This window comes from Photobacterium sp. GJ3 (assembly GCF_018199995.1).
Lineage (GTDB): Bacteria > Pseudomonadota > Gammaproteobacteria > Enterobacterales > Vibrionaceae > Photobacterium.
On record NZ_CP073578.1, the window covers coordinates 1,043,469 to 1,058,295 of the forward strand.

General features: G+C 48.3%; 15 protein-coding genes and 1 tRNA gene. 15 read left to right on the forward strand and 1 reads right to left on the reverse strand.

Features of this window, described 5'->3' with window-relative positions; genetic code table 11:
- Positions 1–157 precede the first annotated feature (157 nt).
- The 12 genes from cydA to nadA all read left to right on the forward strand — a co-directional run bounded on the left by cydA (position 158) and on the right by nadA (position 10,094).
- Entirely contained in the window at positions 158–1,741 is a 1,584-nt protein-coding gene (cydA, locus tag KDD30_RS04715) for a cytochrome ubiquinol oxidase subunit I (RefSeq protein WP_211647627.1), read from the forward strand.
- A gap of 25 nt (positions 1,742–1,766) precedes the next feature.
- Entirely contained in the window at positions 1,767–2,903 is a 1,137-nt protein-coding gene (cydB, locus tag KDD30_RS04720; protein WP_211647628.1) for a cytochrome d ubiquinol oxidase subunit II, read from the forward strand.
- Positions 2,904–2,914: 11 nt separating this feature from the next.
- Positions 2,915–3,034 (forward strand): cytochrome bd-I oxidase subunit CydX, encoded by a 120-nt coding sequence (gene cydX, locus KDD30_RS04725; RefSeq protein ID WP_211647629.1) that lies wholly within the window; start codon positions 2,915–2,917, stop codon positions 3,032–3,034.
- Positions 3,015–3,332: a cyd operon protein YbgE gene (ybgE, locus tag KDD30_RS04730; protein WP_211647630.1), complete on the forward strand. Its 318-nt coding sequence runs from the start codon at positions 3,015–3,017 to the stop codon at positions 3,330–3,332. Before cydX ends, ybgE begins: the two co-directional genes overlap by 20 nt.
- 252 nt (positions 3,333–3,584) lie before the next feature.
- The gene (ybgC, locus tag KDD30_RS04735; RefSeq protein WP_211647631.1) at positions 3,585–3,989 is read left to right on the forward strand and encodes a tol-pal system-associated acyl-CoA thioesterase; all 405 of its coding nucleotides are present in this window, start codon (positions 3,585–3,587) and stop codon (positions 3,987–3,989) included.
- Entirely contained in the window at positions 3,990–4,676 is a 687-nt protein-coding gene (gene tolQ / locus KDD30_RS04740; protein ID WP_211647632.1) for a protein TolQ, read from the forward strand.
- A 5-nt stretch (positions 4,677–4,681) separates the two neighbouring features.
- Entirely contained in the window at positions 4,682–5,131 is a 450-nt protein-coding gene (gene tolR, locus KDD30_RS04745) for a protein TolR (protein WP_249199198.1), read from the forward strand.
- 8 nt (positions 5,132–5,139) lie between these two features.
- On the forward strand, positions 5,140–6,186 hold the full coding sequence (gene tolA / locus KDD30_RS04750) for a cell envelope integrity protein TolA (RefSeq protein ID WP_211647633.1): 1,047 nt from the start codon (positions 5,140–5,142) through the stop codon (positions 6,184–6,186).
- A gap of 13 nt (positions 6,187–6,199) precedes the next feature.
- Positions 6,200–7,546, forward strand: coding sequence for a Tol-Pal system beta propeller repeat protein TolB (gene tolB, locus KDD30_RS04755; protein ID WP_211647634.1), 1,347 nt, complete (start codon positions 6,200–6,202; stop codon positions 7,544–7,546).
- Between the two features lie 36 nt (positions 7,547–7,582).
- Complete coding sequence (gene pal, locus KDD30_RS04760) at positions 7,583–8,113, forward strand: peptidoglycan-associated lipoprotein Pal (protein WP_211647635.1); 531 nt, start codon at positions 7,583–7,585, stop codon at positions 8,111–8,113.
- A gap of 15 nt (positions 8,114–8,128) precedes the next feature.
- Positions 8,129–8,878 (forward strand): tol-pal system protein YbgF, encoded by a 750-nt coding sequence (ybgF, locus tag KDD30_RS04765; RefSeq protein WP_211647636.1) that lies wholly within the window; start codon positions 8,129–8,131, stop codon positions 8,876–8,878.
- A gap of 154 nt (positions 8,879–9,032) precedes the next feature.
- Positions 9,033–10,094 carry a quinolinate synthase NadA gene (nadA, locus tag KDD30_RS04770; RefSeq protein WP_211647637.1) on the forward strand — a complete coding sequence of 354 codons (1,062 nt, stop codon included), beginning with the start codon at positions 9,033–9,035 and terminating at the stop codon, positions 10,092–10,094.
- A gap of 99 nt (positions 10,095–10,193) precedes the next feature.
- Here the strand turns inward: nadA and KDD30_RS04775 are convergent, their stop codons facing one another.
- Complete coding sequence (locus KDD30_RS04775) at positions 10,194–10,769, reverse strand: UPF0149 family protein (protein WP_211647638.1); 576 nt, start codon at positions 10,767–10,769, stop codon at positions 10,194–10,196.
- A gap of 245 nt (positions 10,770–11,014) precedes the next feature.
- On the opposite strand from KDD30_RS04775, the gene KDD30_RS04780 reads away from it, so the two are divergent.
- From KDD30_RS04780 to KDD30_RS04790, 3 genes are all read left to right on the forward strand, one after another.
- Positions 11,015–11,102, forward strand: a tRNA-Ser gene (locus KDD30_RS04780).
- A 763-nt stretch (positions 11,103–11,865) separates the two neighbouring features.
- Positions 11,866–13,701, forward strand: coding sequence for a M4 family metallopeptidase (locus tag KDD30_RS04785; protein ID WP_211647639.1), 1,836 nt, complete (start codon positions 11,866–11,868; stop codon positions 13,699–13,701).
- Positions 13,702–14,369: 668 nt separating this feature from the next.
- Complete coding sequence (locus tag KDD30_RS04790) at positions 14,370–14,795, forward strand: L-alanine exporter AlaE (protein ID WP_211649556.1); 426 nt, start codon at positions 14,370–14,372, stop codon at positions 14,793–14,795.
- Positions 14,796–14,827 lie beyond the last annotated feature (32 nt).

Here is a 14,827-nt window from a genome sequence, read left to right on the forward strand (position 1 = left end):
TTCAGCGAAGTCTAATGATGAGCGTCGCGCGGTGAATTCACGAATCCATGATGACTGCCATATCAGCAGGTGTTGGCGGTGAGTCTCAGTGATAACTCAGCGTGCTCAATCTATCATGTCGTACGTTACCAGCTGGCTGGTGACTTAAGGAGTTATCATGTTTGATATCGTCGAACTATCGCGGCTACAGTTCGCAATGACTGCGATGTACCACTTTTTGTTCGTCCCATTGACTCTGGGGATGGCGTTTCTGCTTGCCATCATGGAGTCGGTGTATGTGATGACCGGAAAGCAAATCTACAAGGACATGACCAAGTTCTGGGGTAAGCTTTTTGCCATCAACTTTGCATTGGGTGTGGCAACCGGTTTGACAATGGAGTTTCAGTTCGGGACGAACTGGGCCTACTATTCTCACTACGTTGGTGACATCTTCGGTGCCCCGCTGGCGATTGAAGCCCTGATTGCCTTCTTCCTCGAATCGACTTTCGTCGGCTTGTTCTTCTTTGGCTGGGATCGTCTGACCAAGCGTCAGCACCTGCTGGTGACCTGGCTGGTGGCCCTGGGCTCAAACTTCTCGGCATTGTGGATTCTGGTTGCAAACGGCTGGATGCAAAACCCGGTTGGTGCTGAATTTAACTTTGAAACCATGCGTATGGAAATGGTCAGCTTCGCTGAGGTTGTCCTGAACCCGGTTGCGCAGGTGAAATTTGTTCATACCGTCGCATCTGGTTATGTCACCGGTGCCATGTTTGTGCTGGGTATCAGTTCCTACTACCTGCTGAAAGGTCGTGATATTCCTTTTGCGCGTCGTTCTTTTGCGATTGCTGCGTCTTTCGGTATGGCTTCGATTCTGTCTGTGATTGTGCTGGGTGATGAATCTGGTTATGAGCTGGGCGATGTTCAGAAAACCAAACTGGCCGCCATTGAAGCAGAGTGGTACACCGAAGAAGCTCCGGCAGCCTTTACCCTGTTTGGGATTCCGAATCAGGAAACCATGCATACCGACTACGCGATCAAAATCCCTTATGTGATGGGCATTATCGCGACCCGTTCTATTGATACACAAGTGACTGGCCTGCGTGATCTGAAAGACGAACACGAAGTACGAATCCGAAACGGGATGGTCGCTTACGGTCTGCTTGAAAAACTTCGCGCCGGTGAGAAAACGCCGGAAAATATCGCGGCTTTCGATGCAGTGAAGCAGGATTTGGGTTACGGCCTGCTGCTGAAACCATATACCGACAAAGTGGTGGATGCGACAGAAGAAGACATCGCCAAAGCGGCAGATGATTCATTGCCAACCGTATGGCCGCTGTTCTGGAGCTTCCGCATCATGGTTGCCTGTGGCTTCATTATGCTGGGCGTGTTCGCTGCTGCCTTCATCCAGACCTGTCGTCACAAGATCACAGAAAAGAAATGGGTGCTGCGTGCTGCACTGTATTCAATTCCATTGCCTTGGATTGCCGTGGAAGCGGGTTGGTTTGTTGCTGAATATGGCCGTCAGCCTTGGGCTGTGGGTGAAATTTTGCCAACAACCATGGCCGCATCGAACTTGGCCGCATCGGATATTCTGATTTCAATGGCTTCGATTATTGCCCTGTATACGTGTTTCCTGATTGCTGAAGTGTATCTGATGTTGAAGTTTGCACGACTGGGTCCAAGCAGCCTCAAAACCGGTCGTTATCACTTCGAGCAGAACGTTGCCCCGCATGATCTGACCGAACAACCCGCGATGAAATAATTCGAGACGGACAGGAGATTGATAAATGTTTGATTATGAAGTGTTACGTCTCATCTGGTGGCTGCTGATTGGTGTACTTTGCATCGGTTTTGCAGTGACGGATGGTTTTGATATGGGCGTGGGTGTTCTGACGAACGTGATCGGTAAAACCGACACCGAGCGCCGGATTATGATTAACTCGATCGCACCGCACTGGGACGGTAATCAGGTGTGGCTGATTACCGCAGGCGGTGCACTGTTTGCTGCCTGGCCACTGGTGTATGCAACGGCCTTTTCCGGATTCTATCTGGCCATGGTGATCACCTTAGCTGCGCTTTGGCTGCGCCCGTTGGGATTCGATTACCGCTCGAAGATTGAAGATCCAAAATGGCGCAATATGTGGGATCGCGCCATTTTCATCGGCAGCCTGGTGCCACCGGTTATTTTTGGTGTTGCGTTTGGTAACTTGCTGCAAGGTGTGCCGTTTGTGCTGAGTGACTTGCTGATCCCAACCTACAAAGGTTCGTTCTTCGGTTTGCTGAACCCATTCGCGCTGCTGTGCGGTGTTGTCAGCCTGGCGATGATTGTGACTCAGGGTGCGGTTTATCTGCAGATGAAAACCACGGATGAATTACATACCCGAGCACGCTTTGTGGCCTGCATCACCGCCCTGATCACCCTGGTTGCTTTTGCTCTGGCAGGCTTTTTTGCGAAGAACCTGGAAGGTTATGCGATGGTGTCTGAGATTGTGAAAGATGCTGCTTCGAATCCGCTGAATAAAGAAGTGACCCGCCAGACCGGTGCACTGATGGCGAATTTCAATGCCCAGCCGATCTTGTGGCTGGCGCCTGTGGTGGGTCTTGTGATGCCGTTGCTGACGGTTCTGGCGAGCCGGTTTGAGCGTGCAGGCTTTGCCTTCCTGTTCTCCAGCCTGACCATGGCGGGCATTATTCTGACCTTTGGTTTTGCGATGTTCCCGTTCATTATGCCATCGAGCGAGATCCCTTCGCACAGCCTGACGTTGTGGGATGCCACATCCAGTGAGCTGACGCTGAAAATCATGACCGTGGTTGCTTTCGTGATGGTGCCAATCATCCTGGCGTACACCAGCTGGTGTTATTACAAAATGTTCGGTCGTCTCGATAAGCAGTTTATCGAAGACAATAAGAATTCACTGTACTAAGGAGACTTGTCATGTGGTATTTCGCCTGGATTCTGGGAGTACTGTTGGCCTGTTCATTCGGCATCATCAATGCGCTTTGGTTAGAAACGACCGAGAACATGGATGCAAAAGATGGCGCAGACAGTGAGTAACGGACTCGACCTTTGGGTGAAGAAAAGCCATGCGTGGCTGGCCTGGAACCCATTGAGAGTGCTGGCTTTGATCATGGGGCTGGTTACCGGCGGACTGGTGATGTGGGATCCGGCCCTGTTTGCGCAGGCAATCGGTGGTTTTGGCCCTGTCGTGTCCCCGGCATTAATCTGGTCTTGTTGTGCTGCTATGATTTTCGGTGTGGGTTTCGTGCCGCACCGTTGGTATTGGCAACTCCTGTTCACGCCGTATCTGGCTTTGCCGATACTGGCCGTGATCCTGTGGCTTCGCTTGAGCTAAAGCGAAGTTTCCTCTCTGATAAACAGCCCGCTTTGATAGCGGGCTGTCTTTTTTGTTGCAATCAAAGATTCAAAATTCCAGCAGGGTCAAATTCTGAAAGGAAATTAAGCACACACAGGGCTGAGGGTTTCATTCTGTAATTTAACTCCGGTATAGTGATTGCTGGATTTTTTCTAGGACGTCATATTTTTGGCGTCTTATGCATCATCATTAACGCATCATCATTAACGCATCATCATTCGTGGTATTCAGATGACTGAAGAAAACGCCTTTGAGTGGCCAGTGACGATTTATATCGAAGATACAGACACTGGCGGTATTGTTTATCATGCCAACTACCTAAAGTTCTTCGAGCGGGGCAGAACGGAACTTTTCAGAAGCTTCGGAGTCAGCTTACAGGACATGTTGGCACAAGGATTTAGTTTCGTTGTCCGTCATATGGACATCGACTTTCTTAAAGGTGCAAAGTTAGACGATCACCTGAAGGTACGTACCTGGACAGCCAATGTACGTCGTGCCTCTATCGAATTTTGTCAGATTTTAGTAAACAATGAGGGGCAGTGCTTGTGTAAAGCCACTGTTCAGGTAGCCTGTGTCAACCCTCAAACAATGAAACCCATTGTGATCCCAAAGAATATATTGTCGGAGATAGCCTAAGTGAGTGCAGAACTTTCTATTCTGGATTTGTTTTTGCAGGCAAGCCTGCTGGTCAAGATTGTGATGCTCATCCTGTTGGGTATGTCAGTGATCTCCTGGGCGCTGATTGTGAAGCGTTCTCAGATCCTGTCTCAGGCAGCAGCAAAAGCTGAACGTTTTGAGGACCGATTCTGGTCGGGTATTGATCTGTCCCATTTATTTCAGGAAGTGCAGAGCCGAAAAGACAGCCTGACCGGTACGGAACAGATTTTTTACGCAGGCTTTAAAGAGTTTGCCCGTTTACACCGAAACAACGGCAAAGCACCTGAATCTGTGATGGAAGGTGCAGGTCGTGCGATGCGTGTATCACTGTCCCGTGAAGTGGAAGATATGGAAACACACTTGCCGTTTCTGGCAACTGTGGGTTCTATCAGCCCGTACATCGGTCTGTTTGGTACTGTGTGGGGGATTATGCATGCCTTCATCGCACTGGGTGCCGTAAAACAGGCCACACTGGCCATGGTTGCACCGGGGATTGCAGAAGCGCTGGTTGCGACAGCAATGGGCCTGTTTGCTGCGATTCCTGCAGTGATGTTTTACAACCGTTTGACGAACAAGGTTTCTAAGCTGGAGCATAACTACGCCACCTTCATGGAAGAGTTTTCCAGCATCCTGCACCGTCAGGCGTTTGCTGCAAACCAGGAGTAAACACCATGGCGGTTTATCAACCGAAAAAGCGCAAGATGACAGCAGAAATCAATGTTGTGCCTTACATTGATGTCATGCTGGTATTGCTGATTATTTTTATGGTGACCGCGCCATTTATCACGCAGGGGGTTGATGTTGAGCTCCCGGCGACACAATCTGCGAAAACTGCGGCCGAGTTAGCCGGTGAGAATGACAGTGGGGCACCCATTATTGTTGAAGTCGACAAAGACGGCCAACTGGGGCTGAGTGTCGACAATGCAGATATGGTGCGTGGCCTGGCGCTGAATGAGTTGCTGACCCGGGTCAAAGCAGAACTGCAATTGAATCCGAAAACACCAGTCATGGTGGGTGGCGATGCAAGAGTGCCTTATTCAGCCATCATCGAAACACTGGATGCACTGAATCAGGCGGGTGTCGGCTCTGTGGGACTGATGACTGAACCACTTGAGCAGTAGGAAAATCAATGAAAAAAAACAACTATACAGTTGCCATCGTTATTTCGTTATTTTTCCATGCTGTTCTGTTCGTTGCGCTGATCTGGGGCACCGATTTTACGATGTCCAAGCCGAAACCACACGGTTCGACGATTCAGGCTGTAGTGGTTGATCCAGCACTGGTGAATCAGCAGGCTCGCCAGATTCGTGAGCAGCGGGATGCGGCAAAACGTGCCGAGCAAGATCGTCTGGAACGTTTGGAACGTCAGGCTGCTGCGCTGGAAAAGCAGCGTCAGGCTGAAGAAGAACGTTTACGCAAGCTGAGATCCGATAAACTCGAGGCTGAAAAAGCAGCCCGTGAAGCCGATGCGGAGCGGGAGCGAATCGCTCGTGAGAAAGCAAAAGCTGCGGAAGAAAAGCGAAAAGCGGATGAAGATGCGCGATTGGCACGCGAAGCTGCGAACAAAGCTGAAGCAGAACGTCAGGCGAAGCTGAAAGCGAAACAGGAAGCGGAAGAAGCCGCTCGTCAGGCTGAACTGGCCCGCCAGAAGAAAGTCGAAGAGCAAAAACGTGCTGAAGAAGCTGCCCGTAAAGCGGAAGCGGATCGCCAGGCAAAAATAGCCGCGAAGAAGAAAGCGGAAGAAGAAGCCCGTAAAGCAGAGGCTGCCCGTAAAGAAGCTGAGCGGAAGGCGAAAGAAGCGCAGGAACTGCAACGTCAGCAGGAAGCTGCGTTGAATGACATGTTCGCCGGACTGGAAGCTGAAAGTGAATTGCGTGGGAGTGCCAAAGGGCAGTTTGTCACAGATGAGGCAACGCGTTATGGCGAAATTTATAAGCAAATGATCCAACAGAATCTTCTGTTTGACCAAAATTTTTCCGGCAAAGAATGCAATCTGCAAATGCGGCTGTCTGCGAATGGCTTGCTGTTAGATGTATCCGATGTCGGTGGAGATACCAGCCTTTGCCGTGCGGCAAAGGCTGCTGTTGTCAAAGTCAGTCAGTTTCCCATGCCTGAAGATCCGGCTGTGGTGGAGAAGCTGCGATCAATTCGCTTAACCGTGAAGCCAGTAAGTTAAGAGGGAAGGTGAAATGAAACGTTGGATTTTGGGCTTGTGTGCAGCCCTGCTCACCATGAGCCAGCTGGCACACGCGGAACTTGAACTCGTGATTACTGAAGGTGTCGATTCGGCGCGTCCGATCGGGATCATTCCTTTTCAGTGGCAGGGCGAAGGCGCTGCTCCTGTCGATATGGCGGCTGTGATTGCTTCCGATTTACGCCGCAGTGGTAAATTCAGCCCGGTTGCGCCAAACGAAATGCCGCAAACCCCGACCCATGATGCAGATATCAATTATTCTGCCTGGACGGCCATGGGCGTTGATGCACTGGTGACAGGGACCATCGAGAAAAATGCCGATGGAAATTATGTCGTTAATTACAAACTGATTGATGTTGTTCGTGGTCAACTGACAAATGGTGAAAGCCGCGGACTGGAAAACGGTCAACTGGTTCAGACCAGTGACCATATTTTGCTGCATAACCGTGCAACCATCCGACTGAACCGGATGCGTCAGTTTGCGCACCGGATTTCTGATGTGGTCTACGAGAAGTTGACCGGCGAAAAAGGGGCGTTTTTGACCCGGATCGCCTACGTCGTGATTGACGACAAATCAGGCTATCCATATCAGCTTCGTATTGCTGATTATGACGGTTATAACGAGCAGTTAGTGCTGAAATCCAAGCAGCCGCTGATGTCTCCGTCCTGGTCTCCGGATGGCAATAAACTGGCCTATGTCAGCTTTGAAAATCAGCAATCTCAGATTTTTGTTATGGACATTACAAATGGCACCCGAGAAATGGTCGCCTCTTTCCCAAGACACAACGGATCGCCGCGTTTCTCTCCGGATGGACGCAAACTGGCGATGGTTTTGTCAAAAAGTGGCAGTCTGCAGGTCTACACATTAGATCTTCAGACCAAACAGATGAAACAGGTGACAGACGGGCGTGCGAACAACACTGAAGCGTTTTGGGATCCAAGCGGTCAATCGATGATCTTCACGTCAGACAGAGGTGGTAAACCCCAGATATATCGAGTAAATTTATCTGACGGTTCGACCGAGCGTCTGACATGGCAAGGATCGCAAAACCTCGGTGGTCAACTGACTCCGGATGGTCGTTATTTGGTGATGGTGCACAGATCGGATTCTGGTTATAACATCGCCAAGCAGGATTTGAAAACAGGTGCATTGCAGATTCTGACGAAGACATTTCTGGATGAATCTCCAAGCATTGCACCGAACGGTGGCATGGTCATTTACAGTTCGGTGAATAACAAATCTAACGAACTGTCCCTGGTGTCGATAGACGGGCGATTCAAAGCGCGTTTACCTGCCACCAGTGGTCGAGTTAGGGCACCATCTTGGGGACCGTTTTTATAAGGTTCACCGCAATAAAGCGATATATAAGGAAAAATAATGCAACTGAATAAAGTTTTAAAGGGTTTGGCAATTGCGCTGCCAATGTTTACTCTGGCTGCTTGTAGCTCAACTGAGAGCACAGATAGTTCTGCGGCTCAAACGAATGCTGGTACAACTGGCTCAGAAACTACAGTTGTAACAACACCTGTAGATTCAGGTTCAGCGGCAATGTCAGAGCAAGAAGTTCGTAACCAGCAGCTGCGTCAGGAGCAGACGATCTACTTCCAGTTTGACAATGCTGAGATTCAGGAAAGCTACCAGGAAATGTTGGAAGCACACGCGGAATACCTGCGTAACAACAGCAACGTGAAAATCGTTGTTGAAGGCCACGCAGATGAGCGCGGTACGCCTGAATACAACATCGCGCTGGGCGAGCGTCGTGCGAATGCAGTGGCAAAATATCTGCAAGCGCTGGGCGTATCCTCAAGCCAGATTTCTATCGTAAGCTACGGTGAAGAGAAGCCGCTTGTACTGGGCCACACTGACGCCGATTACGCGAAGAACCGTCGTTCGGTTCTGGTTTACTAAGTTAAGGTAATTTAGATGAACAGTAACCTGATGCGAAACATCGCATTAACGTTGCTGATTGGTGCGGCGACCCCAGTGGTCGCCGCACCTGCTCCTGTGACAGAGCTGAATGCCAGCTCCTCAGGCAGTGACAGCAGTCTGCAACGTTTAGAACGCATGTTCGAAGCTCGGAGCCAGATGCAACTTGATATGCAGCGCCAACTGGATGAATTGTCCCGTGATGTTGGCGAGCTACGTGGCATGGTCGAACGGAACAGTTATGATATGAAGCAGATGCTGGAACGCCAGCGTGAGCTTTATCGTGAAATTGATAAGCTGAGCCGTTCAAAGCCAGCGGAAGTAAAAGAAGAAAAATCTGACAACAGTGGTGGTGAAACTTATGCTGCCAATGCAGATGAAAACTCGGCCTACGAAAGTGCTGTGAATCTGATTCTGAAAGAGAAAGATTACGTGGGCGCAATTACAGCCTTTAACGGATTCCTGTCGGCCTATCCGGAATCTGTCTATGCGGCAAATGCTCATTACTGGCTGGGTCAGTTGTACTTCACACAGAATAAGATGTCTGAGGCGCAATCGCATTTTCAATCTGTCGTAGATTTTCAGGATTCCAACAAGCGTGCCGATGCGCTGCTGAAAATGGGTGTCCTTGCTGAACGTGCGAACAAGCCGGATGAAGCGAAAAAGCTATATCAGCAAGTGGTCGCAGAATATCCCAATACCGCGACCTCACAACAGGCTGAAAAAAGCCTGAAATCCCTCAAATAATTCCCTACGTCATGCTGGCGTTTTGCTTCACCATCAACTTGTGATGTACAGGTTGGTGGTGTGGGCCTCGCTTTTACCGAGCATATTAGTATTACGGTGCAATTGCAGTGTATAATGCCCGGATTGAAAGGACGAGCTGGTAGAGCAAGACGTAATGAGCCTGACATTTGACCCTACAGAGATGGTTTACCCATTCCCGCCAAAGCCGATCCCATTAACGGTGAATGAGCAGGAAGACTACAAATCGAAGATCAAAGCCTTACTGAAAGAAAAAGAGGCCGTTCTGATCGCGCATTATTACACGGATCCGGAAATTCAGGCCCTGGCTGAAGAAACGGGTGGTTTTGTTGGTGATTCACTCGAAATGGCGCGTTTCGGGAATCAGCACCCGGCGAAGACCCTCATTATTTGTGGCGTTCGCTTCATGGGTGAATCAGCCAAAATCCTTACGCCTGAAAAACAGGTGTTGATGCCGACACTGGAAGCAGAGTGTTCTTTAGACTTAGGTTGTCCTGAAAAAGAGTTTACTGAATTTTGCGATGCGCATCCGGACCATACCGTTGTTGTCTATGCCAATACTTCTGCAGCCGTGAAAGCTCGTGCAGACTGGGTGGTGACTTCAAGTATTGCACTGGAAATTGTTGAGCATCTTGACAGTGAAGGCAAGTCCATCATCTGGGGCCCGGATCGTCACCTGGGCAGTTATATCCAGAAGAAGACAGGTGCAGAGATGTTGCTGTGGCAGGGAGAGTGCGTCGTTCACGACGAGTTTTCAGCCAAAGCTTTGAAAGACATGAAACACTTGCACCCCGATGCCGCAATTCTGGTTCATCCGGAATCTCCGGCGAGTGTGGTTGCTTTAGCGGATGCAGTGGGTTCAACCAGTCAGCTGATCAAAGCGGCGAAAAGCCTGCCGCAACAGAAATTGATTGTTGCAACGGACAAAGGCATTTTCTTTAAAATGCAGCAAATGGTTCCGGAAAAAGAATTGATTGAAGCGCCGACTGCAGGTGCAGGTGCAACTTGCCGCAGTTGTGCACATTGCCCGTGGATGGCGATGAATGGCCTGAAAGCGATTGAGACGGCACTTCGTGAAGGCGGTGAAAAGCATGAGATTTTTGTGGATGAGTCAATTCGCGTGAAATCTTTGATCCCGTTGAATCGGATGCTGGACTTTGCTGCGGCACTTCAGCTTCAGGTCAAAGGGAATGCCTGAGCATTCTTTAAAATAAAAAAGCGGCTTTGGCCGCTTTTTTATTGCCAGTTGTTTGCGCTCAGGACGGGATGTGTTGTCCCGTCCTGAAAACACAAGGGCTCAGCTGTTTTCTGTCAGTTGTTGTGCACGCTGCGTGAGCCCGCAGAGCATTTGCGGAATCGCATGATAGATTTCCTCAAACTGTGCCAGACCTTCGGCGCCTTGCTCAGACAAGGCTGCAATTGCATTCTCCGGATCATACAACAGGCTGACTGACAGCAACACGCCACCAAGCAGCGCATTGTCCTGGCTGTCTTCCGGCATAATCGTTTCCCAGTCATCACGGGCAAGCTGCCATCCCTGTAAGACGCCTTCAGCGAAGGCTCTGGTTTCTTCGGTTACCAGTTCTCTGTCGTCCAGTTGGCACGCCTCAGGCCATTGCCAGGCGCTCGTCAGCAGTGCCTGACGGGATTCATTCCAAATCTCGACAATCGCATTCGCATAGTTTTCGAGTTCTTCGGGCGTACTGAAAGGTGAGGTTTCCTCGCCACCCCAAAGGTAAGCCAGCCATTCAGCCGGATCCAGCAGATGAGGCGCAGCCGCCATTGCGGTGACAAAGCCTCGGGTTTGGTATTCAGACAGTAAGTGCTCACTCAGCTCTGTGTTTTGCAGGATTGCTGAAAGTTGTGCAGACATGTTGAGTTCTCTTCGCAATTGGGCAGACATTCCATCATGATGCCTGACTTTGAATGGCCCGTATTGTAGCAGGCAGAGCGGACAGACACAGTATTGAAGCGTTGAAAGGCATGAAAAAGGGGAGGTCGGGCTGGATTTGATTGAAAAATATTCACTTGATTTGTTTTGTGGGATATTCGGTTGACCCACAAGATACAGATCACTATAGTAACGCTCCGTCGCTGGCCAACAGTGATCAACAATTTGGTGAGGTGTCCGAGTGGCTGAAGGAGCACGCCTGGAAAGTGTGTATACGGCAACGTATCGAGGGTTCGAATCCCTCCCTCACCGCCATCTTCTGAAAAGACGTCTAAGGACGTCTTTTTTCATATCTGAAGGTGTTCAATGATTTGTTCCTTCTCCGGAATAGTCATGTGCTCAGGCTTACTTGCCGATCAGAATCCTGAAATCATCATTTCCGAGCCCATATCATTCTCTGGTGAAATAAAACTCCGGTATTTCCTTTTTGAGCTGGTCGAAAATACATCATCGTTATTGATTTTTAGCTGATTAATTTATTTTAACTGAGTGTAAAGGTAGATTATCTTTATTGGCTAAGCATGGTATGAATTTAAAATCAAATAAACTGAAAAAATTTCAAAAATATCTATTAGTCATTCTTCAAATATAAATGATTCTAAACTAGAATAAATTTGCGACTCACCATACAAAACTTATGATTTTATTGCATTTCATTTTTCAATTTCTCTATATCTATATATTCAATAAAGCCTATATGTAAAAATGAATATACACACAGATATGAATTAACTCTCTGTTTTCAAATGAGAATAGAGTAAAAACTCATAATTAATGTCTTTATTGTTACTAAGATGTTCATTTTCTTATACATTCCTCTTGGTATTTTTTGTATTTTTTGTTTGCAACAGATTGAAAAGATACGCCAAAGTTAAATTGCTTTAACAAAAAGCCAATTAATCGATAACAGGGCTGAAACAGGAAGTTCTCAGTTGTTTGGCGATGAATCTTTGAAGAAGTACTGATTTGTTGGTTGGGAGATGTAGGACAGCTCGCTAAAAATCTCTAGGAATGAGTAATGAAAACAAACAAACGACAAAAAGTAGCAGTATTAACGCTAGGATCTTTATTTACCTTACCAACACTAGCAGCAGACATGGTTGATGTCACGGATGTCTCTGTCTTAGAGCAGGGGCTGTCGGCACGTTCCGTGGCGCCTCTAAATAACAGTTTTAAAGCGGTCAAAACAGTGAATTTGCCGAATGGCAAACAAAAGGTTCGCTATCAGCAGCTCTATCAAGGGATACCCGTTTATAACACCGGTGTTGTGGCTACATCGAATGCCAAAGGGGTGACTCAGGTTCATGGTCAGATGGCTCAGAATGTTGAGCAGGATTTGCCAGCCGTTTTACCTGGTTTACAAGGAAAACAGGCACTGAATATTGCCAAAGCACATCATGCTGCGGCCCATGCACAACTGGCGCCGGAAGCACTGCCCGTGGAAAACGAGCAAGTGAAGCTGATGGTCCGCCTCAATGAAAGCAATCAGGCTCAGCTGGTTTATCAAGTGAGTTTCTTTGTCGCCAGTGAAGAGCCATCCCGTCCATTCTTTTTTGTTGATGCGAATTCTGGAGATGTGCTGGATACCTGGGAAAGCATTGCACATATTCAGGCACCGGGTACAGGCCCTGGCGGCAACACCAAGACCGGGCAATATCAGTTTGGCGTCGACTTTCCGAACTTCATGGTCGAAAAGAATGGCTCAACCTGTACCATGAATACCAGTGCGGTAAAAACGGTTGACCTGAACCATCGCACGTCAGGTTCAACGGCTTTCAGCTACAACTGTTCGACGGATGCAAACTTTAACGACCGGAAACAAATTAATGGTGCTTATTCTCCGTTGAATGATGCGCATTACTTTGGTCAGGTTGTTTTTGATATGTATAAAGACTGGCTGAATACCGCGCCACTGACCTTCCAGCTCACCATGCGTGTTCATTATAGTAATAGCTATGAAAATGCCTTCTGGGACGGACAGGCGATGACCTTTGGTGATGGTTATTCGACGTTCTACCCACTGGTCGATATTAACGTGAGTGCGCACGAAGTGAGCCACGGTTTCACCGAGCAAAACTCAGGTCTGGAATACCGGAACATGTCCGGTGGTATTAACGAAGCATTCTCTGATATCGCGGGTGAGGCGGCTGAATACTACATGCGTGGCAGTGTTGACTGGGTCGTTGGCAGCGACATCTTCAAGCAATCGGGCGGCTTGCGTTATTTTGATCAACCTTCCCGTGATGGCCGTTCGATTGACCATGCATCCGAGTACACTTCTGGTTTGAATGTTCACTATTCAAGCGGTGTCTTCAACCGTGCTTACTACCTTCTGTCGAATAAAGCGGGCTGGGATCCACGGAAAGGCTTTGAAATTTTTGCAGTTGCAAACCAATTGTACTGGACACCGAATTCAACCTTTGATCAGGGCGGTTGTGGCGTTGTGAAAGCGGCTCAGGATTTGGGCTATAACACGGCTGATGTTGTTGATGCGTTTAATACAGTCGGTGTGAACGCAGCCTGTGGTACAACACCGCCTCCAACGGGTGATACGCTGGAAAAAGGTAAACCAATCAGTGGCCTGACTGGTAATGCGAACGGCGAACTGCATTATACCTTTACCGTACCTGCCAATGTTTCCAGTGCATCAGTGAACGTTTCTGGTGGCGCCGGTGATGTGGATCTGTATGTGAAAGCGGGCAGCAAACCGACCACGACATCCTGGGATTGCCGGCCTTACCGTTACGGGAACAATGAAACCTGTAACGTCGCTGTGTCTTCCAATCAGACTTACTATGTCATGCTGCGTGGTTACAGCAGCTTCTCTGGTGTGACGCTGAGCCTGAACTACTAAGGGTACAGTCAGACCTTATCAGATGAAGGGAGCCTCAGGCTCCCTTTTTGTATTGCGCTGAGTGTGAATTAGATGTTACTCAATTTCATGGTTTATGTTTTTTTATTTCTGATGTGACTTGGAAGCTGCACGATTGCTTTCGTGTGTTTCAGGTCAGTTTCACTGGCATTGCTTAAGATTGGCTAAGAAAAAGCATCATTCTTTAGAGATTCCATTCATGAACCGGGCATGTGATTCCATTTTTGGTTGTTATTGAATCTTTAAGTTATTTATTTTCAATGAATTAGCGTCTGTTCTGATTTATTGATTCGATTTCATCGCGTATTGGTTCACTTGTCCGGCAGCGTGTAGAAATACGGTGTAAACCTTCCCGAACACTTCGGATCTCAACGGGTTTGTTGTCTGGTTTCAGTCTGTCTAAATCCCTGATTTCTTCTTTCTAGCACGTCACTGGTGCGTATGTAGCGGAAAATGCGGCTTTCATCACGCGATTAAGTTGTAAATTAACTACATATGGAAGAATATGGTGAGAAATTTTACGATAAAGCTGTTTTAATACGTCATATGACTGGGTTGATTGCTTTTATTTAGAGATATAGCCCGTTAATTTATTTTTTATCAGGCTTTATTTCTGTTTGGTCGGGGTGGCAGTGAAAGAACAATTTAATATGCGTCATGCTGCGGCAGACACATTCGCGATGGTCGTTTTTTGCTTTATCACAGGCATGATGATTGAAGTTTTTGTGTCTGGTATGACGTTACAGCAATCGTTAGCTTCTCGAACCCTGTCGATCCCGGTGAATATTGCGATTGCCTGGCCCTACGGGGTTTTCCGTGACTGGATGATTCGTCAGGGGACCCGATTGAGTCCGCAAGGCTGGATGAAGTTTGCTTCAGATATGCTGGCTTATGTGCTGTTCCAGTCACCCGTTTATGCCGCAATTTTGTGGGTTGTGGGGGCTGATGCTGATCAGATCATGACTGCTGTTGCCAGTAATGCCGTTGTGAGTGGGATCCTCGGAGGGGTCTACGGTCAGTTTCTTGAAGCATGTCGCCGTATGTTTAAAGTGCCGGGTTATTACCAGCAAGCCTGATTCATCTCTGTGACTCAATGTAAAAAGCAGCC